Genomic DNA, 19,107 nt, shown 5'->3' on the forward strand with positions numbered 1-19,107 from the left:
GACGGGTAGGGGCGGCGGGGGCGAAAGATCCCCGGCTCGGGCTGGAGAAAGGGTCATGCCCTCACGCGGTCAGCGGGAACTCTTCCCCCAGTGCCTGAAAGACCGCCGTGTTCAGGGCGAACGCCCGCTTGCACTCCGTCACGATCCGCTGCTTCTCCAGGTCGTCGGCGTGGATGCCGTCCAGGAGTTCGCGGTAGGCGCGCTTGAAGGCGGCGGGGTTGGTGATGTCCTCGAAGACGTAGAACCGCACGCCGTCGCCCTTGCGGGTGAAGCCCCAGGTCTGTTCCGCCTTGCCGCGGATGATCTGGCCGCCGGAGAGGTCGCCGAGGTAACGGGTGTAGTGGTGGGCGATGTAGCCGCCGGGCCAGGTGCGGGCGCATTCGGCGACGCGGGCCGCGTACGCCTGGGTCGCGGGCAGAGCGGTGAGGGTCGTGTGCCAGTCGGGGCCCCGGAGGTGGGCGAGGTCGGCCTCCAGCGCGGTGCGGCGCATCAGTTCGTGCTGGATGAAGGCCCCGGCCAGCGGGTCGGACGCCAGCTTGTCGGCGTCCGCCTCCAACGCCTCGTACACGAACCACAGTTGCTCGGTGTAGCGCGCGTACGCCTCGACACCGAGCCTGCCGCCGAGCAGGTCGCTCATGAACGTCGAGGTCTCCGCCTCTGTGTGCTGCTCGTGCGAGGCGGTGCGGATGAGCGTCGAGAACGCCGTACCCGACGAGTTCATGTGGACCTCCGGTGGTGAGGACAAGGCGACAGCAAGTCGGATTTTCTATGGTTAGCCTTACCTAAGTCAACTGGTTCCCGACGTCCTGTCGGTAAAAACGTACCCCGAATCCCGGTCGGGCCCACATGGAAGAGCCCGCCCTGTGGACAGGGCGGGCTCTGGGGGCGCGGAAACCACCGCACGCGAGGCGGCGGCGAGGCGGGGCTACGGCAGGGTGAGGATCTCGGCGCCGCTGTCGGTGACGACCAGGGTGTGCTCGAACTGAGCCGTCCGCTTCCGGTCCTTCGTGACGACTGTCCAGCCGTCGTCCCACATGTCGTACTCATGCGTACCGAGCGTGAGCATCGGCTCGATCGTGAAGGTCATCCCGGGCTGGATGACGGTCGTCGCATGGGGGCTGTCGTAGTGCGGAATGATCAGACCGGAGTGGAAGGAGGAGTTGATCCCGTGCCCCGTGAAGTCCCGGACCACCCCGTACCCGAACCGCTTCGCGTACGACTCGATGACGCGCCCGATGATGTTGATCTGACGGCCGGGCTTGACCGCCTTGATCGCCCGGTCGAGCGACTCGCGGGTCCGCTCGACGAGCAGCCGGCTCTCCTCGTCGACGTCACCGACGAGGTAGGTGGCGTTGTTGTCACCGTGGACCCCGCCGATGTACGCCGTCACGTCGAGGTTGATGATGTCGCCGTCACGCAGGACCGTGGAGTCGGGGATGCCGTGGCAGATGACCTCGTTGACGGAGGTGCACAACGACTTGGGGAAGGCGCGGTAGCCGAGGGTCGAGGGATAGGCACCGTGGTCGCACATGTAGGCGTGCGCGACCCGGTCCAGCTCGTCCGTCGTCACACCGGGTGCGATGAGCTTCGCGGCCTCGGCCATCGCCCGCGCGGCGATGCGCCCGGCGAGCCGCATCGCCTCGATCGTCTCGGGCGTCTGCACCTCCGGACCGGTGTACGGCGTGGGCGTGGGCTTGCCCACGTACTCCGGGCGCCTGATGTTTCCCGGGACGGGACGGGTGGGAGAGAGCTCCCCTGGTACGAGCAGCGACTGGCCAGACATGCCAGCGAGTCTAACCAGCGGGCGTGGGGGACCATGTCCGTGGCGAAAGGAGCCGGTCATGGCCCTCTTCAAGAAGCGCACCGTCGGCAAGCCCGGCGAGTGGTACTACTGCCTGGAACACAAGAAGGTCGAGGAAGGCCCCGACTGCCCGGGCAAGGACCGTTTCGGTCCCTACACCTCACGGGCGGAGGCGCAGCGCGCGATGGAGATCGCGAGGGAACGCAACCTCGAGTGGGAAACGGACCCGAAGTGGCACGACGCGACGGGGGCGGCGCCGGGGCCTGACGAGGACTGAGTCCGCGTGCGGGGTGGGCTCCCGGCATACCGGGGTCCACCGCCGGAGGCGACGGACCGGGGTCGCCGAAGGCGCCGCAAGCTGCCCGCCGAAGGCGGCGCAGAGTGGCGAGTCGGGCGGGTGGGCGGGAAAGGCCTTTCGACGGTGTCCGCCGCAGGCGGGTAGGCAGGCCGAGTCGGGTGGGCGGGCGGGAAAGATCCGCGAAGCGGCATACGACCCGGTCACCACCGAGCCGACGGCGGAGCCGTCAGCTGATCCGCCAGCCGGGACAACCGGTCCCGAACACGCCGCCGCCCCCGAGGCGAGGGCAACGCGTTCTCCCCGGCCCCCGCACTCACAAGATGCTGAACGGTATCGAGGTCGAGCTCGGGCCCGCCCGGCACGGCCAGCACCTCATGAGCCAGCGCCGGCAGTTCAGCATCCCCCGCGGACAGCGCAAGCACCGTCGCCCCGGCCCGCCGAGCATCATGAACCCGCTCAAGCAGCGGCGCCCCCACCGCCCCGGGCGACACGACAAGCAGCGTCTCCCCACGCCGCGCGGCCTCGATCCGCCCGAGCCCCACCGCAAGGTGAGCCGGATCCGAGCCCGCCGCCCCATGCCGCACCAGCGTCGGCGAAAGCTCCGGCGTCCCCGACCACGCGGCCTCGTCAACCAGATGCGCGGCGAGATGCCACGGCTCGTACTCCTCCGTGCCCACCAGCAGCAACCCGCCCCCGTACGACACCACGGACCCCCGCAGCACCCCGGCGAACCGCCGCGTGGCCCCCAACCACTCGGTCCCGGCAAGCACTTCACGCAGCAGCGCGACCCGTACGGCATCCATGCAGACGCATCCTGCCGCAACCGGCCACTCGTGACCCGGAGTTCATCCCAAATTCGCCCAAGCTGGGCAAGGGGCCGGATCAAGCGGTAAGGAGAGACACATGACAAGCACCGAGGCCACCGAGACGTCCGTGCCGTTCACAGCGGGCCAAGAAGGCTACGCAAGCTTCCGTATCCCGGCCGTGGTCGCCACCGCCACCGGGACCCTGCTCGCCTTCTGCGAGGGCAGGGTCGGCTCCCGGGACGACTTCGGGAACATCCACATCGTCCTGAAGCGGTCCACGGACGGCGGCCGCAGCTGGGGCCCGCTCCAGGTCGCGGCCAAGAATGCCGAGCACCTCTCGGGCAACCCCGCCCCCGTCGTCCTGGACACCGGCCGCGTCCTGCTCGTCCACGTCCGCAACACGGCCCTCGCCACCGAGGACGCCATCCGCCGCGGCAAGCTGTCGGCCGCCGACGGCCGCCGGGTCTGGGTCCAGCACAGCGACGACGAAGGCCTCACCTGGTCGAGGCCCGCGGACATCACCGCGCAGACGAAGAAGGAAGACTGGCGGTGGTACGCCACCACGCCGGGCCACGCCCTCCAGCTGACCTCCGGCCGGGTCGTCGTCCCCGCCAACCACTCCCTGCCGCCGAAGGGCACGGACAACGGCACTGAGGGCAAGTACAACGGCGGCCACTGCCTGCTGAGCGACGACGGCGGCCTGACCTGGCGCATCGGATACGTTGACGACAACCCGAACGGCTACATCAACGCGAACGAGACCACCGCCGCCGAACTCCCCGACGGACGCGTCTACTTCAACACCCGCAACCACGCCACCGCCCCCGGCACCCGCGCCGACGCCCACTCCCGCGACGGCGGCGAGACCCTGGCCAAGCCCTTCCGCCCGCAGGCCGGCCTCACCGCCCCCGTCGTCCAGGGCAGCGTGCTCCAGCTCCGCGACCCCGACCTGCTCCTCTACTCGAGCCCCGCCGCCCCGGGTTACCGCGCCCTGATGACCGTGCGCGCCTCCACCGACGGCGGCGTCACCTGGCGCCCCGCGCACACGGTCGACGGACTGCCCGCCGCGTACTCCGACCTTGTACGCGTCGACACCGCGACCGTCGGACTCCTCTACGAGACGGGCGACTTCGGCGCGTACGAGACGATCACCTTCCGCCGTATCCCGGTGCGGGCTCTCACCTGACCCCCACCCGTGGGACCGGCGCACGTAAAGTCGGCCCATGACCTCTACTGACAGCGCACCGAACGCCGTACCGAACGCCGCCCAGAAGGCCCCCGCCAAGGACCCCTGGGACCTCCCCGACGTGTCCGGGCTCGTCGTCGGTGTACTCGGCGGCACCGGCCCCCAGGGCAAGGGCCTCGCCTACCGGCTCGCCAAGGCCGGACAGAAGGTGATCATCGGCTCCCGTGCCGCGGACCGCGCGCAGAGCGCCGCCGACGAGCTCGGGTACGGCGTGGAGGGTGCCGACAACGCCGAGTGCGCGCGGCGCAGCGACATCGTGATCGTCGCGGTGCCGTGGGACGGACACGGCAAGACGCTGGAGTCCCTGCGCGAGGAACTGGCCGGCAAGCTCGTCGTCGACTGCGTCAACCCGCTCGGCTTCGACAAGAAGGGCGCGTACGCGCTGAAGCCGGAGGAGGGCAGCGCCGCCGAGCAGGCCGCCGCCCTGCTGCCGGACTCGCGGGTCACCGCGGCCTTCCACCACCTCTCCGCCGTCCTCCTCCAGGACCCGGAGATCGCCGAGATCGACACCGATGTGATGGTCCTCGGCGAGGAGCGGGCGGACGTGGAGATCGTGCAGGCGCTCGCGGGACGCATCCCGGGCATGCGCGGCGTCTTCTCCGGGCGGCTGCGCAACGCCCACCAGGTCGAGTCCCTGGTCGCCAACCTGATCTCGGTGAACCGGCGCTACAAGGCCCATGCCGGCCTGCGGGTGACGGACGTCTGAGCCGCGTGGGGGACACTGGTGGCAAGCAGTGTCCCCCGACAGGAGCCGATGTCCCATGCCCCGCCTTGCCGTCTACGCCCTCGCCGTCTGTCTGCTCTCCGTCGCCGCGGCCGTGGTCTCCTTCGTCCAGGGCAGCCTGCTGGGGATCGTATGGGTGCTGATGGCCGGTCTGTCGTCCAACATGACGTGGTACTACGCCCGGCGCTGCAGGACGCGTGGCGGCTCCGGATCCGTCACGGGCTGAAGGTTCACGAGCTGACGGCTCACCGGCTGACGGCTCACCGGTCGACGGTGCAGTACTCGTTGACGTCGCCCCAGAAGCGGTACAGGTTCTGACCGCAGTAGCGATCGACGTCGTCGATGCCCAGGCCGCCCAGGATCCAGTAGATCGCGTCGAAGAACGCGGCGTTCACCTGCGGGATGAACAGCACCCCGAACACGGCGAGCAGGCCGAACGGCGCGAACGGCTCCACCTGGCGGCGGATGTTGTGCGACAGCCAGGGCTCGATCACGCCGTAGCCGTCGAGGCCCGGCACCGGCAGGAAGTTCAGGATCGCCGCCGTGATCTGGAGCAGTGCGAGGAACGCCAGCGCGTAGCGGAACGGTCCCGGCACCCCGTCCAGGGCGCCCAGCCAGAACGGGGCCGTGCAGACGATCGCGAACAGGACGTTGGTCAACGGGCCCGCCGCCGAGATCAGACTGTGCCTCCAGCGACCCTTGATCCGGCTGCGCTCGATGAAGACCGCACCACCCGGCAGTCCGATCCCGCCCATGATCACGAAGATCACGGGCAGCACGATGCTGAGTAGTGCGTGCGTATAGGCGAGCGGGTTGAGCGTCAGGTAGCCCTTCGCCCCGATCGAGATGTCCCCGCTGTGCAGGGCCGTGCGCGCGTGCGCGTACTCGTGCAGACAGAGCGAGACGATCCAGGCGGCCGTCACGAACAGGAACGCGGCCAGTCCGGGCTGCTCGGCGAACCCGGTCCAGGTCGCCCAGCCGGTCACGGCCGTCACAGCCACGATCCCGATGAAGACGGGGCTGATCCTCCGGTCACTGCGGCGGGTCGCTGCGGTGGTCATGGGGCTCCCTGGACTGATACGCATGAGCTGGGCCTGCCCGACCGTACCGGGCGCATTCGGAAAACGTCTCGCGATCGGCCATTGGTTCCGGGGAGGGTGGGGGTATGGGGCGCTGGCAGGTGTGCGGTACGAAGGACCGGGCCGTCCGGTGCCATGACCAGGCCGGGCTCCTGGCCGAACCCCACATGCCCGGTCCCCGCCCCTGACGCCACCGGAGACAATGGACCCCGTGCGCTACCGCATCCTCGGCACCACCCAGGCACTTCGCCCCGACGGCACGCCCGTCCCGGTCGGCGGGGCGCGGCTGCGTGCGCTGCTGACCGTGCTCGCGCTGCGGCCCGGGCGGACCGTGCCGGTGTCCGTCCTGGTGGACGAGGTGTGGGACGGGGAGCCGCCCGCGGACGCGTCCGGCGCGGTCCAGGCGCTGGTCGGGCGGTTGCGCAGGGCGCTCGGCGCGGGTGCGGTGGACTCGGTGGACGGCGGATACCGGCTCACCGCGGGCGCGGACGACATCGACCTGCACCGTTTCGAGCGGCTGGCCGGCGAGGGCACCCGCGCGCTGGCAGACGGCGACCCCGCGAAGGCGGTGGTCGTCCTCGACGACGCCCTCGGCCTGTGGCACGGCCCGGCCCTCGCCGACCTCCCGGACCGCACCGCCGAGTCGGCCCGCTGGGAGACCCGCCGCCTCGACGCGCGCCGCGCCCGCTTCACCGCGGCCCTCGCCCTCGGCGACGCCGAACGGTCCCTGCCCGAACTCACCGCCCTCTGCGACAGCCACCCCCTCGACGAGCCCCTCCAGGCCCTGCGCCTGCGCGCCCTGCGCGATGTGGGCCGCCCGGCGGAGGCCCTGGCCGCGTACGAGTCCGTACGACAGCTCCTGGCCGACCGCCTCGGCTCGGACCCGGGCCCTGAACTGCGCGCCCTGCACATGGAGTTGCTGTCCCCGGCGCACACCGAATCGCCGCGCCCGGCGTCCCCCGGCAACCTCCGCGCCCGACTCACCTCCTTCGTCGGCCGGGAGGCCGACATCGACGCCATCCGGGGCGACCTCGCGGCGGCACGGCTGGTGACGCTGCTCGGGCCCGGCGGAGCGGGGAAGACACGGCTGTCGCAGGAGGCGGCGGAGGCCGTGGCGTACGCGTCGCGGGACGGGGTGTGGCTCGCCGAACTCGCTCCGGTGGACGACCCGAAGGCCGTGCCCGAGGCCGTGCTCACCGCCGTCGGCGCCCGCGAGACCGTGCTGCGCGGCGCCGGCGCCGAGGAGATGCGGGCCGTCTCCGAGCGCCACGACGACCCCCTCAACCGACTCGCCGAGCACTGCGCCAAGCGCCGCATGCTGCTCATCCTCGACAACTGCGAGCATGTCGTGGACGCCGCCGCGCACCTCGTCGAGGAGCTCCTCGAGCGGTGCCCCGAACTGACGGTGCTCGCCACCAGCCGTGAACCCCTCGGCGTACCGGGGGAGTTGCTGCGCCCCGTGGAGCCGCTGCCCGAACCCGTCGCGCTGCGGCTGCTGGCCGACCGCGGGGCGGCGGCCAGGCCGGGATTCCGGATCGAGGACGATCCGGAGGCGGCCGCCGAGATCTGCCTGCGCCTGGACGGACTGCCGCTCGCCATCGAACTCGCCGCCGCCCGGCTGCGATTGCTCACCGCGCGGCAGATCGCCGACCGCCTGGACGACCGGTTCCGCCTGCTGACCTCGGGCGCCCGCACGGTTCTGCCCAGGCAGCAGACGCTGCGCGCCGTCGTCGACTGGTCCTGGGACCTGCTCGACGAGGACGAACGCGACGTCCTGCGGCGGCTGTCCGTCTTCGCGGGCGGCTGCGATCTCGCCGCAGCCGAGGCCGTCTGCGGACCCGCCGCGCTGGAGTCGCTGGGTTCCCTTGTCGACAAGTCCCTTGTCGTGGCCGCCCCTTCGGCGGACGGCGGGATGCGCTACCGGCTCCTGGAGACCGTCGCCGAGTACGCGGGCGAGCGGCTCGACGAGTCCGGCGACCGCCCGCCCGCCGAGCGCGCCCACCTCACGTACTACCGCGAACTCGCCCGCACCACCGACCCCGAACTGCGCGGCCACGGCCAGGCCGCGGCGATCGCACTCCTTGAACTCGAGTACGAGAACCTGCGCACCGCCCTGCGGCACGCCGTGACCGAACGCGACGAGCAGGAGGCCATCTGCCTCGTCCTGTCGCTGAACTGGTACTGGCAGATGCGCGACCAGCGCATCGAGGCCCGCACCTGGTCCGCCCAGGTCATGGTCCTCGGCCCCGACCCGTTCACACCCCCCGCGCGCCCGGCCGCCCCGCTGTACGAGAGCGTCACGGCCACCCCGCCGCCGCTGCGACCGGAGGTCCTCGAAGAGGCGCGGCGCGGTGTGCACCTCGTCCATCTCGCCGGTATGGACATGGACTTGGACGCCTGGCTGACCCCGGAGGCCCAGGCAAGGCTGCGCGTCATCGCCGAGACCTACCGGCCCGGCCTCCCGCAGACCTGCCGCAGCCCCGGCAGCCTCTGGTTCTACGCCGTCCTGCTCACCGGCGACATGGAGCGGATGCGCTCCGTCATCGACGTGACCGTCTCCACGTGCCGCGAGCTCGGCCTCGAATGGGAACTCGCCGTCGCCCTCCAGATGCGCGCCAACATCCTCGCCAACCGCGCCGACTGGGCGGGCGACGCGACCCGTGACGCCGACGAGGCGCTGGAGATCTTCGGCCGCGTCGGCGATGCCTGGGGCGGGGCCGAGGCGCTCTCGGCGCGCGGTGAGGCCCATGAGCGACGGGGTGAGTACGGGCCGGCCGCCACGGACTACGCGGAGGCGATGGCGTACGCCGAACGGCTCGGTGCCCGCGCCCAGGCGGCGGTGCTGAGTGTCCGCCTCGGCAGTATGTACATCGAGCTGGGCGAGCCCGAGCGGGGCGAGGCGATGCTGCGCGAGGTGCTCGCGCAGGGCTTCGGTGCCGTCAACGAAGCCATGCCCGCGGGCCGGCTCTTCCTCAGCATGCGGCTCGGCCGCACCGGCCGGATCGCCGAGGCGCGCGAGCAACTGCGGCTGCTGCGTGAGGAGTTCGGGGCCAGCACATTCGTGATCTTCGATGGGTACGTGATCGGGATGGACGCCTGGCTGGACACGCTCGACGGACGGTACGCGGAGGCCCGGGACAAGGCGCGGCGGGCCGTGGAGCGGTCCCTGGACCCGCTGTCGCGGATGATCACGCCGAACCTGATCTCCACGCATCTGACCACCGCCGTCATCGCCCTCACCGGCCTGTACGGTGCCGACCGCGCCCGCGACGGGGCCCGACTCCTGGGCGCCGCCGACCAGTTCCTGCCGCCGGGCCACTTCGCGCCCCCGGCCGAGGACGAGATGCGCACCAGGGCGGAGGCCGGCCTGCGGGCCGTACTCGACGACGCCGCGTACGAGGCCGCGTACGCCGAGGGCGGCGGGCTCTCCATGGAGGAGGCCGCCGCCCTCATCTGACGCGGACCGGACCGGGGCAGTCGCCCCGACTGCGAACGACTGCGAACGTCAGCTCTTGGTGCGGAACTTGTGGATCGCGATCGGCGCCATCACCAGCGTGAGCGCCGCCGTCCAGCCGAGGGTCACCCACAGGTCGTGCGTGACCGGGCCACCGACCATCAGACCGCGCGTGGTGTCCGCGAGCGAGGACAGCGGGTTGTAGTCGGTGAAGTTCTGCAGCCAGCCGGGCATGGTCTGGGTCGGGGAGAAGATGGACGACCCGAACTGCAGGGGCATCAGGACCAGGAAGCCCATGGCCTGCACGGACTGGGCGTTCTTCATCGTCACACCGAGGACCAGGAAGATCCACATCAAGGAGGAGCCGAAGAGGGCGGAGAGCCCCACGGAGGCGAACAGGCCCGGCCAGTTGGTGATGTCGAAGCCCACGAGCACGCCGACGACCATCAGGATCGCCGTCGCGACGAGCATCCGCATCAGCTCGACCACGATCTTGGCGAAGAGCACGGAGCCCTGGCCGATCGGCAGGGTGCGGAAGCGGTCCATCACCCCCTTCTGGAAGTCCTCGTTGAAGCCAGTGCCGACGGCCATCGCGATGTTCATGCAGGTCATCGCCATCAGACCGGGCACCACGTACTGCACGTACTGGTCCTGGCCGCCGCCCAGCGACTGACCGATGGAGCCGCCGAAGACGTACACGAACAGCAGGGTGAAGACGACCGGCATCAGGATGGCGTCGAACATCGACTCCGGGTCCTGACGGATCCACAGCAGGTTGCGGCGGACCAGGGCGCCGATGTGCCGCGCGTGAGCGCGCGGACTGATGCGGGCCTCGTCCTTCACGGCGAGGGGGGCATCGATGACGGCGGTACTCATGCGGAGACCTCCTCGTAGGCGCGGGCCGGGGTGCTGTCCTGCGGGGCGGTGGCCTTGTGGCCGGTGAGGGACAGGAACACCTCGTCCAGACTGGGCAGTTCGGTGCTGATCGAGCCGATGGTGATGCCGCGCGCGGTGACCGCGCCGACCACGGCGGTGAGCTGTTCGTCGCTGAGGATCGGGACCAGGATCGTGCCGCTCTCGATGTCCACGGAGGAGGCGGCGAGGCCGGTGATGCCCAGCTCGTCGAGCATCGTGGCCAGCGGGCGCAGCTCCAGCGGGTCCACCGGGCGGACCCGCAGCGTGCGGCCGCCGACCTTCGCCTTCAGCTCGTCGACCCGGCCGCTGGCGATGACCTTGCCGCGGTCGATGACCGTCAGCTCGGACGCCAGCTGCTCGGCCTCCTCCATGTACTGGGTGGTGAGCAGCACGGTGGCACCGTCGGCGACCATCCGCTTGACCTCGCGCCACACCTCGTTGCGGGTGCGCGGGTCGAGACCGGTTGTCGGCTCGTCCAGGTACAGCACGGCAGGGCTGCCGATCATGGAGGCGGCGAGGTCCAGACGGCGGCGCATACCACCGGAGTACGTGCCGGCCGGGCGCTTGGCCGCATCGGTGAGCGAGAAACGCTCCAGCAGCTCGTCGGAACGCCTGCGGGCGTCCTTGCGGGGCAGATCGAGCAGCCGCCCGATCATGTACAGGTTCTCCCAGCCGGAGAGCTTCTCGTCGACCGCGGCGTACTGGCCGGTGAGCCCTATCACGCGGCGCAGTTGCCGGGGCTGCTTCAGCACGTCGTAACCGGCGACCGTCGCCAGGCCGGAGTCGGGGGTGACGAGGGTGGACAGGATACGGACGAGGGTGGTCTTGCCGGCGCCGTTGGGACCGAGCACACCGCGGACGGTGCCCTCGTGCACGTCCAGGTCCACACCGTCCAGCGCCTTGGTCTCGCCGTAGTGCTTGACCAGCCCCCGTACGGTGACGGCTGCCTTGCCGCCTGTGGGCTTGTTGTCGATTCGCGTCATGACCATCAAGGTGCCAGCCGCCACCGACAAACCGCCTACAGCTTGCCTACAGCCGCCTACAAGCCACCGACACCACAGTGTCTTCGCAGGTCAGCCCTGTTGTACGAGGGGCCGCGCAGGGTCGGCCGACCACTCCTCCAGGGAGCCGTCGTGGCGGCGCGGAGCGTCGCGGTGGCGTTTCGGCGGAGTGGGGCTGTGCTGCGTGTACGGCGACGTGTCGAACGGGTGTGCCGTCGTGACGGTGTGTATGCGGTGTGCCTAGTGTGATCGTCATGCAGCTCCGGTATGCCTTCAGGCTCTACCCGGAGCCCGGCCAGGCGAGTGCGCTAGCGCGGGCGTTCGGGTGTGCCCGTGTCGTGTACAACGACGCCGTGCGCGCCCGTGAGCAGGCCCACGCCGACCAACTGCCCTACCCGAGCGCGGCCTGGCTGTCGAAAGAAATGATCACCCGGGCCAAGCAGAGCCCGGAGCGGTCCTGGCTCGCCAAGGTCTCCTCGGTGGTACTCCAGCAGTCCCTGCGCGACGCCGAAACTGCCTACAGGAACTTCTTCGCCTCCCTGAAGGGCGACCGCAAAGGGCCCAAGGCCGATAAGCCGCGGATGAAGTCGCGCAAGGACACGAGGCAAGCGATCCGGTTCACGGCGAACGCTCGCTGGTCCATCACGCCGGGTGGGAAGCTGAACCTTCCGAAGATCGGGGCGGTGAAGGTCGCCTGGTCCAGGCGGCTTCCCGCCACTCCCTCCAGCGTCACCGTGGTCAAGGACAGTGCTGGAAGATACTTCGCGTCCTTCGTCATCGACACCGCCCCCGCCACCGACGCGACCCGCATGCCCGTCACCGACCGGACGGTGGGCATCGACCTCGGGCTGACGCACTTCGCGGTCCTCTCCGACGGCACGAAGATCGACTCCCCGCGCTTCCTGCGCCGCGCGGAGAAGAAACTCAAGAAGGCCCAGCAAGACCTCTCCCGCAAACGGAAGGGATCGAAGAACCGTGCCAAGGCCCGCCTGAAGGTCGCCCGCGCGCACGCTCAAGTGGCCGATGCCCGCCGCGAGTTCCACCACCAGCTCTCCACGAAGCTGATCCGCGAGAACCAAGCGATCGCCGTGGAGGACTTGGCCGTGAACGGACTCGCACGCACCAGGCTGGCGAAATCGGTGCACGATGCGGGCTGGGGCGCCTTCCTCGCCATGCTCGAATACAAGGCGAGACGGTACGGGCGCACTTTCCTCACGATCGGCCGGTTCGAGCCGACCAGCCAGGTCTGCTCCACCTGCGGCACCAAGGACGGGCCCAAACCCCTCCACGTCCGCGAATGGACCTGTACTGCCTGCGGCACCGTTCACGACCGGGACGTGAATGCCGCCACCAACGTCAAGACGGCCGCCGGACTGGCGGTATCGGCCTGCGGAGCGCGGGTAAGACCAGAACCCGTTCTGGCACAGCGTGAAGAAACAGGAAGCCACGGAATCCCCACCGAATACCGTGCCGCGAAGCGGCACAGCACCCGGTAGAGACGGCCAGAATCCCCACCCTCCAGGGCGGGGAGCATGTCAACACAGCTACCTCCTCGCGCGCGGGGGAGGACGGGTCGTTGCTGCTGAAGAGGGTGCGCGAGCGCGTGTAGAAACGGCAGCGACCCGTCGACGGGGGAAGTTCGACGGGTCGCCTCGTTGCCGCAGTGGCTCAGTGGACCTCAGGTCCTCGGTTGTTGTCAGTCGATCTCAGTGCACGGAGTGCTCGTCCAGCGGGAACGTTCCGCCGATGACGTCGTCGGCGAATGCCTTCGCCGCGTTGCCCATGACCTCACGCAGGTTGGCGTACTGCTTGACGAACTTCGGCATCCTGCCGCCGGTCAGGCCGAGCATGTCGGTCCAGACGAGGACCTGCGCGTCCGTCTCAGGGCCTGCGCCGATGCCGACCGTCGGGATGTGCAGGGTGCGGGTGACCTCGCCGGCCAGCTCGGCCGGGACCAGCTCCAGGACGACGGCGAACGCGCCCGCGTCCTGGACCGCCTTGGCGTCGCGCAGCAGCTGGTGGGCCGCCTCCTCGCCGCGGCCCTGCACCCGGTAGCCCATGGAGTTCACGGACTGCGGGGTCAGCCCGATGTGGGCCATGACGGGGATGCCCGACTCCACGAGCAGCTCGATCTGGCGGTGCGAGCGCTCGCCGCCCTCCAGCTTCACCGCGCCGACCCCGGCCTCCTTGACGAGGCGGGTGGCCGAGCGCAGCGCCTGGACCGGGCCCTCCTGGTAGGACCCGAAGGGCAGGTCGCCGACGATCAGGGCGCGCGAGGTGCCCCGTACGACCGCGGCCGACAGCATGGTCATCTCGTCCATCGTGACGGGCACGGTGGTCTCGTACCCCAGGTGGCAGTTGCCCGCCGAGTCGCCGACGAGCATGACCGGGATGCCGGCCTCGTCGAAGACGGACGCGGTCATCGCGTCGTAGGCCGTGAGCATGGGCCACTTCTCGCCGCGTTCCTTGGCGGCGGTGATGTCGCGCACCGTGATTCGGCGGGTGCTCTTGCCCCCGTACAGCGCCTTGCTGCTGTCGGTGGACGGGCGCACACCCTCCGTGGGCTGCTCAGCGGCAGCCGAAAGCTGCGTCATCGCAACGGCTCCTTCTGTCATCTCGAGGCGCCCTGACGGCGTCCCCGGATCACCTCCATGGTGGCACCTCGTGCCAATCGCGGCTAGACCGGCCCCCAGACCCACCCGGAGGGCCTCGTCCCTGCGACCTAGGTCTCTTCGTAAGGTCTCCGTAAAGCATTTTCGATACGAGACGGTGTCGTATCGAATATCGCTAGGCTGTGCCGCATGACAACTTCCGCTCCCGCTACCGAACGACATGTGTCCGAGGCGGTGCACAGGCGCCGCTGGGCCATCCTCGGCGTGCTCATGTTGAGCCTGCTGATCGTGGTGCTCGACAACTCGATCCTGAACGTCGCGATCAAGACGATCTCGACCCCCGAGCCCATCGGCCTCGGCGCCACCCAGGGCGAGCTGGAGTGGGCCATCAACGCTTACACGCTCGTCTTCGCCGGACTGCTCTTCACCGCGGGCCTCCTCGGCGACCGGCTCGGCCGCAAGAAGATGCTGCTCGCCGGTCTCGCCGTGTTCGGCATAGGTTCGGCGCTCGCCGCCGAGTCCGGCTCGCCGGTCCAGCTCATCGTGTTCCGGGCGGTGATGGGCCTCGGCGCCGCGTTCGTGATGCCCGCCACCCTCTCCGTCCTGATGAACGTGTTCGAGCGCGACGAGCAGCCCAAGGCCATCGGCATCTGGGCCGGCGGCGTCGGCCTCGCCATCGCGATCGGCCCGATCACCGGCGGCGTACTCCTGGACCACTTCTGGTGGGGCTCGGTCTTCCTGGTCAACGTGCCGATCGTGCTGCTCGCGCTGGTCCTGATGATCTGGCTGGTCCCCGACTCCCGTGACCCGAACCCCGGCCGTGTCGACCCGATCGGTGTGGTCCTGTCCGTCGTCGGTCTCGTCCTGCTCGTCTACGGCATCATCAAGGGCGGCCAGCTGGCCGACTTCACCGATCCGACGGTCCTGCTGACCATCGGGGCCGGACTCGCGGTGCTCATCGGCTTCGTCGTGTTCGAGAAGCGCAGCGACCACCCGTCCATCGACGTCACCTACTTCAAGAACAAGGTCTTCTCGGCCGCGATGTCCGCCATCGCGCTCGTCTTCTTCGCGCTGATGGGCGTGACCTTCTTCTCCGTCTTCTACACGCAGAGCGTGCGGGGCTACTCGCCGCTCCAGACCGGCCTGTTGATGCTGCCGCTCGCCGCCGCCCAGCTCATCTTCGCGCCGCGGGCCCGCCTAGTCGTCGACCGCTTCGGCAACAAGGCCACCTGCACGGCGGGGCTGCTGATCATCGCCGCGATGCTGGCCGCGTTCGCCACCCTGGAGGCGGACACGCCGATCTGGATCCTCGAGGTCATCTTCTTCTTCATGGGCACCGGAATGGCGCACATCATGACCCCGACCAGTGTCGTGATCATGCAGGCTCTGCCGCGCGAGAAGGCGGGCTCCGCGTCCGCCCTCAGCAACACCTTCCGCCAGGTCGGCGGCGCACTCGGCATCGCCGTCCTCGGCTCCGTCCTCTCCGCGGCCTACCGCGGCGGCATCGAGGACAAGCTCACCCTCGTCCCGGCCGGCCTGCGCCACACCGCCGGCGAGTCCATCGAGGCCACCCTCGGCGTCGCCGCCAAGCTCGGCCCCGAGGGCAAGGCCCTCATCACCCCCGCCAACGACGCCTTCCTGCACGCCATGCACGTCACCGCCCTGTGCGGCGCGGGTGTCGCGATCATCGGCGCGCTGGTCGTGTTCCTGTTCCTGCCGGGCCGCACCCCCGCGCCGCAGGAGGGGGAGAAGGAGGCGGAGTTGGTGAAGGCGGAGCACTGACCAGCCGCGTTCACCGGGGAGAATAGCCCCAGGTCCGACCAAGGAACGGAGTTCGAAGTGAGCCTCGCCGGCAGCCAGGACAGGCAAGAGGGCCCCCCGAGGGGACGCCCCCGCAGCGAGGCCGTGGAACGCTCCATCCTCGAAGGCGTGATGAAACTCCTGGAGGAGGGCGTGCCCCTCGGGGAGGTCTCCATCGAGCGCGTCGCCCGCACCGCGGGAGTCGGCAAGGCGACCATCTACCGCCGCTGGAGCGGCAAGGAGGAACTCTTCGTCGACGTCCTGCGTGCCGCCGAGCCCCCGGACCCGGAACTCCCCGGCACCTCGATGCGCGACGACCTCGTCGTCCTCCTGGAGTCGCTGCGCCGGCGTGCCCTGGCCAACCGCAGCTCGGCGATCCTGCACAACGTCCACGTCCAGATGAAGGCCAGTCCGAGGCTCTGGAGCGCGTACCACGCGACCGTCATCGCCCCCCGGCGCAGGATGGGCGAGGAAGTCCTGCGCCGCGGGCAGGAGAACGGCGAGCTCCGCGACGACATCGACATCGAACTGCTCAACGACATGTTCGTCGGCCCCATGCTCGTACGCACCGTCATGCACCCCGACTCCGCACTCCCCGAGGACCTCGCGGAACGGATCGTCGACACGGCGCTTGAGGGACTGCGCCCCACCAAGCCGTAGTTGGCACGACCGCTCACGCGACCGCCCACCCCACTGCTACCCGCTGCTACCCGCGCGATTTCTGACGGGTCGAATATGCGCGTTTCGTCACAGGCGAGGCGTTCCACCTCCACATTCGGAACTCCGGACACGAAGTTGTACGTCCTCGTGCCCGTACGGCCGTCATGGGACGGCAGGAAGGACACGGATCATCCCCTAGGGTCGTAGCCGCGGGGCAGTCGGTGTGCACGGCAAGTTGTGAGGCGACGGTATGGCGCAGGCGTATATGACGGAGACGGGCAGCGGCGGCCAGGGGCCCGACCGCAGAGGGTCCCGGCTTCGGCGCCTGCTCGACGGCTGGCGCGGCGACCGCGGCATCTGGCGCCGCGGTGTGATCCTCGCCGCGCTCGCGGTGGTCCTCGCGCTGGTGATGGTCCTGCACGCGCGGATCCCGAACCGGATCGGCAACCTCGGCAGCCTCACGGAGACGTTCCTGCCCTGGTTCGCCCTCGCCATCCCGGTGCTGCTGGTCCTCGGCTTCGTACGGAAGTCGGCGACCGCCGTGATCGCCGTGCTGCTGCCCGCGATCGTCTGGCTGAACCTCTTCGGCGGGCTCCTCACCGACAAGAACGGCAGCGGCGGGAACCTGACGGTCGCCACGCACAACGTCAACGCGGACAACCCGGACCCGTCGGGCACCGCCGCCGACGTGGCCGCGTCCGGCGCCGACGTCGTGGCCCTCGAAGAGCTGACGGCCACAGCGGTCCCGACGTACGAGAAGGCGCTCGCGTCGACGTACAAGTACCACTCGGTGCAGGGCACCGTCGGGCTGTGGAGCAAATACCCGCTGACCGGCGTCGGGCCCGTGGACATCAAGCTGGGCTGGACCCGTGCGATGCGCGCGACGGTGACGACGCCGGAGGGCCCGATCGCCGTGTACGTCGCCCACCTGCCCTCGGTACGGGTGAAGCTGGAGGCCGGGTTCACGGCCCGCCAGCGCGACAAGAGCGCCGACGCGCTGGGCGAGGCGATCGCCGACGATCCGCTCAAGCAGGTCGTCCTGCTCGGCGACCTCAACGGCACGATGAACGACCGCGCGCTGAACGCCGTCACCGCGCAGATGCGCTCCACGCAGGGCGCGGCGGGCAGCGGCTTCGGTTTCAGCTGGCCCGCGTCGTTCCCGATGGCCCGGATCGACCAGATCATGGTCAAGGGGATCGAGCCGGTGACCTCGTGGACCCTGCCCGAGACAGGCAGCGACCACCTCCCGATCGCGGCCCGCGTAAAGATCTCGGCAACCGGGTCTTAACCTCCTGGAATACTGGGCCTGAGAGGCTTTGTTCCACAGATGAACTTACGCGTCCCGTGCACATCGGTGTGCACGGGCGCAGCCCTGCGCGCACGTACGTCCCCACGCACCGCCGCGCGCCCGCAATTCCCTTGAAAGGCCCCTCATGCCTCTGGCCCTGCTCGCCCTCGCCGTGGGCGCCTTCGGCATCGGCACCACCGAGTTCGTGATGATGGGCCTGCTGCCCGACGTCGCGGACGACCTGCACATATCGATCCCCAGCGCCGGCCACCTGGTCTCCGCGTACGCGCTCGGTGTGGTCATCGGCGCCCCGCTCCTGGCCGCGGCCACCGCTCGCGTGTCCCGCCGCAAGGTCCTGATCGGCCTCATGGTCCTCTTCGTCGCGGGCAACGTGCTCTCCGCCTTCGCCCCCGACTACCACTGGCTGCTGGCCGCGCGCTTCCTCAGCGGCCTGCCGCACGGCGCCTTCTTCGGAGTGGGCGCCGTCGTCGCCACCGGTCTGGTCGCCCCCGAACGCAAGGCACGCTCCGTCTCCCTCATGTTCCTGGGCCTGACGGTCGCGAACGTCGTGGGTGTCCCGGTGGCCACGCTCATGGGCCAGCACATGGGCTGGCGCTCCACCTTCCTCGGCGTCAGTGTGATCGGCCTCCTGGCCGTGGTGTCACTGGCGCTCCTCGTCCCTCGCGACGGCACTCACGGGCCCGCCGCGGGCCTGCGCGGCGAACTTGCCGCCCTGCGTTCGCTCCCGGTCTGGCTGGCCCTCGGCACGACGGTCGCCGGCTTCGGCGCGCTCTTCGCCGCGTACAGCTACATCACACCGATGCTGACGGACGCCGCCGGGTACGCCGACTCAAGCGTGACCCTGCTCCTTGCGCTGTTCGGTGTCGGCGCCACGGCGGGCAACCTGCTGGGCGGGCGTCTGGCGGACCGGTCGATGCGGGGCACGCTCTTCGGCGGCCTGGTCTCGCTCGCGGCGGTCCTGGCGCTGTTCCCGGTACTGATGGCGACGGCGTGGAGCGCCGCGCTCGCAGTGGTCCTGCTCGGCACGGCGGCGTTCGTGACCAGTTCGCCGCTGCTGCTGATGGTGATGGAGAAGGCGTCGTCGGCCCCGTCCCTCGCCTCCTCGGCCAACCAGGCCGCGTTCAACCTGGCCAACGCCGGGGGCGCGTGGATCGGAGGCCTCGCGCTCGCAGCGGGCCTCGGCGTGACGTCCCCGGCGGTCGTGGGCGCGGGGCTGGCCGTGCTGGGGCTTGGAGTTGCCGGGGTGGCGTACGTGGTGGACAAGCGGGGCCCGGTGCCGGCGGGCGGCCGGGAGCGTGTGGTGGCCTCACATGTGCCGGAGCATGCGGAGTCGGTGCACCACTGAGAGTTTCGCCCCCGCCAAGGGGCTCCGCCCCCTGGACCCCCGCTCCTCAAACGCCGG

At 70.2% G+C, this 19,107-nt stretch carries 17 protein-coding genes; 10 read left to right on the forward strand and 7 right to left on the reverse strand.

Annotated elements, in window-relative coordinates; translation table 11 throughout:
• Nucleotides 1-61: 61 nt before the first annotated feature.
• Together OG266_RS32055 and map are read right to left on the reverse strand one after the other, a co-directional pair.
• On the reverse strand, nt 62-721 hold the full coding sequence (locus tag OG266_RS32055; protein WP_371549948.1) for a heme oxygenase (biliverdin-producing): 660 nt from the start codon (nt 719-721) through the stop codon (nt 62-64).
• Nucleotides 722-925: 204 nt separating this feature from the next.
• Entirely contained in the window at nt 926-1,783 is an 858-nt protein-coding gene (map, locus tag OG266_RS32060) for a type I methionyl aminopeptidase (protein ID WP_266464693.1), read from the reverse strand.
• Between the two features lie 58 nt (nt 1,784-1,841).
• On the opposite strand from map, the gene OG266_RS32065 reads away from it, so the two are divergent.
• A complete protein-coding gene (locus OG266_RS32065; protein WP_326723561.1) occupies nt 1,842-2,078 on the forward strand; it encodes a hypothetical protein in 237 nt (78 codons plus the stop codon).
• Nucleotides 2,079-2,299: 221 nt separating this feature from the next.
• On the opposite strand, the gene OG266_RS32070 is transcribed toward OG266_RS32065, so the two are convergent.
• Nucleotides 2,300-2,902 carry a hypothetical protein gene (locus tag OG266_RS32070; RefSeq protein ID WP_266464706.1) on the reverse strand — a complete coding sequence of 201 codons (603 nt, stop codon included), beginning with the start codon at nt 2,900-2,902 and terminating at the stop codon, nt 2,300-2,302.
• A gap of 100 nt (nt 2,903-3,002) precedes the next feature.
• Between OG266_RS32070 and OG266_RS32075 the strand changes: the two genes are divergently transcribed.
• Genes OG266_RS32075 through OG266_RS32085 form a run of 3 tightly spaced genes read left to right on the forward strand, consistent with a single transcriptional unit; the run spans nt 3,003 to nt 5,101 of the window.
• Nucleotides 3,003-4,091: an exo-alpha-sialidase gene (locus OG266_RS32075; RefSeq protein WP_266464711.1), complete on the forward strand. Its 1,089-nt coding sequence runs from the start codon at nt 3,003-3,005 to the stop codon at nt 4,089-4,091.
• 37 nt (nt 4,092-4,128) lie between these two features.
• Complete coding sequence (gene npdG / locus OG266_RS32080) at nt 4,129-4,857, forward strand: NADPH-dependent F420 reductase (protein WP_266464714.1); 729 nt, start codon at nt 4,129-4,131, stop codon at nt 4,855-4,857.
• Between the two features lie 55 nt (nt 4,858-4,912).
• The gene (locus tag OG266_RS32085) at nt 4,913-5,101 is read left to right on the forward strand and encodes a hypothetical protein (RefSeq protein ID WP_371549951.1); all 189 of its coding nucleotides are present in this window, start codon (nt 4,913-4,915) and stop codon (nt 5,099-5,101) included.
• 34 nt (nt 5,102-5,135) lie between these two features.
• Here OG266_RS32085 and OG266_RS32090 read toward each other — a convergent pair whose 3' ends face one another.
• The gene (locus OG266_RS32090) at nt 5,136-5,936 is read right to left on the reverse strand and encodes a site-2 protease family protein (RefSeq protein WP_266464721.1); all 801 of its coding nucleotides are present in this window, start codon (nt 5,934-5,936) and stop codon (nt 5,136-5,138) included.
• A 220-nt stretch (nt 5,937-6,156) separates the two neighbouring features.
• On the opposite strand from OG266_RS32090, the gene OG266_RS32095 reads away from it, so the two are divergent.
• Nucleotides 6,157-9,411, forward strand: coding sequence for a BTAD domain-containing putative transcriptional regulator (locus OG266_RS32095; RefSeq protein WP_371549952.1), 3,255 nt, complete (start codon nt 6,157-6,159; stop codon nt 9,409-9,411).
• A gap of 48 nt (nt 9,412-9,459) precedes the next feature.
• Here the strand turns inward: OG266_RS32095 and OG266_RS32100 are convergent, their stop codons facing one another.
• Together OG266_RS32100 and OG266_RS32105 are read right to left on the reverse strand one after the other, a co-directional pair.
• On the reverse strand, nt 9,460-10,284 hold the full coding sequence (locus tag OG266_RS32100) for an ABC transporter permease (RefSeq protein ID WP_371549954.1): 825 nt from the start codon (nt 10,282-10,284) through the stop codon (nt 9,460-9,462).
• On the reverse strand, nt 10,281-11,306 hold the full coding sequence (locus OG266_RS32105) for an ATP-binding cassette domain-containing protein (protein WP_371549956.1): 1,026 nt from the start codon (nt 11,304-11,306) through the stop codon (nt 10,281-10,283). The genes OG266_RS32100 and OG266_RS32105 overlap by 4 nt, the downstream gene beginning before the upstream one ends.
• Before the next feature lie 272 nt (nt 11,307-11,578).
• Here OG266_RS32105 and OG266_RS32110 point away from each other — a divergent pair, with 272 nt between their 5' ends.
• Nucleotides 11,579-12,820, forward strand: a complete 1,242-nt coding sequence (locus OG266_RS32110; protein ID WP_371549958.1) for an RNA-guided endonuclease InsQ/TnpB family protein — start codon at nt 11,579-11,581, stop codon at nt 12,818-12,820.
• Nucleotides 12,821-13,030: 210 nt separating this feature from the next.
• Here OG266_RS32110 and panB read toward each other — a convergent pair whose 3' ends face one another.
• On the reverse strand, nt 13,031-13,918 hold the full coding sequence (gene panB, locus OG266_RS32115) for a 3-methyl-2-oxobutanoate hydroxymethyltransferase (RefSeq protein WP_266464754.1): 888 nt from the start codon (nt 13,916-13,918) through the stop codon (nt 13,031-13,033).
• Between the two features lie 207 nt (nt 13,919-14,125).
• Here panB and OG266_RS32120 point away from each other — a divergent pair, with 207 nt between their 5' ends.
• The 4 genes from OG266_RS32120 to OG266_RS32135 all read left to right on the forward strand — a co-directional run bounded on the left by OG266_RS32120 (nt 14,126) and on the right by OG266_RS32135 (nt 19,050).
• Nucleotides 14,126-15,718 carry an MFS transporter gene (locus OG266_RS32120; protein WP_266464758.1) on the forward strand — a complete coding sequence of 531 codons (1,593 nt, stop codon included), beginning with the start codon at nt 14,126-14,128 and terminating at the stop codon, nt 15,716-15,718.
• A 57-nt stretch (nt 15,719-15,775) separates the two neighbouring features.
• Nucleotides 15,776-16,396, forward strand: coding sequence for a TetR/AcrR family transcriptional regulator (locus OG266_RS32125; protein ID WP_266464762.1), 621 nt, complete (start codon nt 15,776-15,778; stop codon nt 16,394-16,396).
• A gap of 250 nt (nt 16,397-16,646) precedes the next feature.
• A complete protein-coding gene (locus tag OG266_RS32130) occupies nt 16,647-17,684 on the forward strand; it encodes an endonuclease/exonuclease/phosphatase family protein (RefSeq protein WP_329548028.1) in 1,038 nt (345 codons plus the stop codon).
• Between the two features lie 145 nt (nt 17,685-17,829).
• Complete coding sequence (locus OG266_RS32135) at nt 17,830-19,050, forward strand: MFS transporter (protein WP_371549961.1); 1,221 nt, start codon at nt 17,830-17,832, stop codon at nt 19,048-19,050.
• Nucleotides 19,051-19,107: the final 57 nt, after the last annotated feature.

The organism is Streptomyces sp. NBC_00554 (genome assembly GCF_041431135.1).
GTDB lineage: Bacteria > Actinomycetota > Actinomycetes > Streptomycetales > Streptomycetaceae > Streptomyces.

Bases quoted from the DNA above. Each gene is read 5' to 3' on its own strand.
- OG266_RS32055 (WP_371549948.1), bottom strand. From the start codon at position 721: ATGAACTCGTCGGGTACGGCGTTCTCGACGCTCATCCGCACCGCCTCG.
- map (WP_266464693.1), bottom strand. From the start codon at position 1,783: ATGTCTGGCCAGTCGCTGCTCGTACCAGGGGAGCTCTCTCCCACCCGT.
- OG266_RS32065 (WP_326723561.1), top strand. From the start codon at position 1,842: ATGGCCCTCTTCAAGAAGCGCACCGTCGGCAAGCCCGGCGAGTGGTAC.
- OG266_RS32070 (WP_266464706.1), bottom strand. From the start codon at position 2,902: ATGGATGCCGTACGGGTCGCGCTGCTGCGTGAAGTGCTTGCCGGGACC.
- OG266_RS32075 (WP_266464711.1), top strand. From the start codon at position 3,003: ATGACAAGCACCGAGGCCACCGAGACGTCCGTGCCGTTCACAGCGGGC.
- npdG (WP_266464714.1), top strand. From the start codon at position 4,129: ATGACCTCTACTGACAGCGCACCGAACGCCGTACCGAACGCCGCCCAG.
- OG266_RS32085 (WP_371549951.1), top strand. From the start codon at position 4,913: ATGCCCCGCCTTGCCGTCTACGCCCTCGCCGTCTGTCTGCTCTCCGTC.
- OG266_RS32090 (WP_266464721.1), bottom strand. From the start codon at position 5,936: ATGACCACCGCAGCGACCCGCCGCAGTGACCGGAGGATCAGCCCCGTC.
- OG266_RS32095 (WP_371549952.1), top strand. From the start codon at position 6,157: ATGGACCCCGTGCGCTACCGCATCCTCGGCACCACCCAGGCACTTCGC.
- OG266_RS32100 (WP_371549954.1), bottom strand. From the start codon at position 10,284: ATGAGTACCGCCGTCATCGATGCCCCCCTCGCCGTGAAGGACGAGGCC.
- OG266_RS32105 (WP_371549956.1), bottom strand. From the start codon at position 11,306: ATGACGCGAATCGACAACAAGCCCACAGGCGGCAAGGCAGCCGTCACC.
- OG266_RS32110 (WP_371549958.1), top strand. From the start codon at position 11,579: ATGCAGCTCCGGTATGCCTTCAGGCTCTACCCGGAGCCCGGCCAGGCG.
- panB (WP_266464754.1), bottom strand. From the start codon at position 13,918: ATGACGCAGCTTTCGGCTGCCGCTGAGCAGCCCACGGAGGGTGTGCGC.
- OG266_RS32120 (WP_266464758.1), top strand. From the start codon at position 14,126: ATGACAACTTCCGCTCCCGCTACCGAACGACATGTGTCCGAGGCGGTG.
- OG266_RS32130 (WP_329548028.1), top strand. From the start codon at position 16,647: ATGGCGCAGGCGTATATGACGGAGACGGGCAGCGGCGGCCAGGGGCCC.
- OG266_RS32135 (WP_371549961.1), top strand. From the start codon at position 17,830: ATGCCTCTGGCCCTGCTCGCCCTCGCCGTGGGCGCCTTCGGCATCGGC.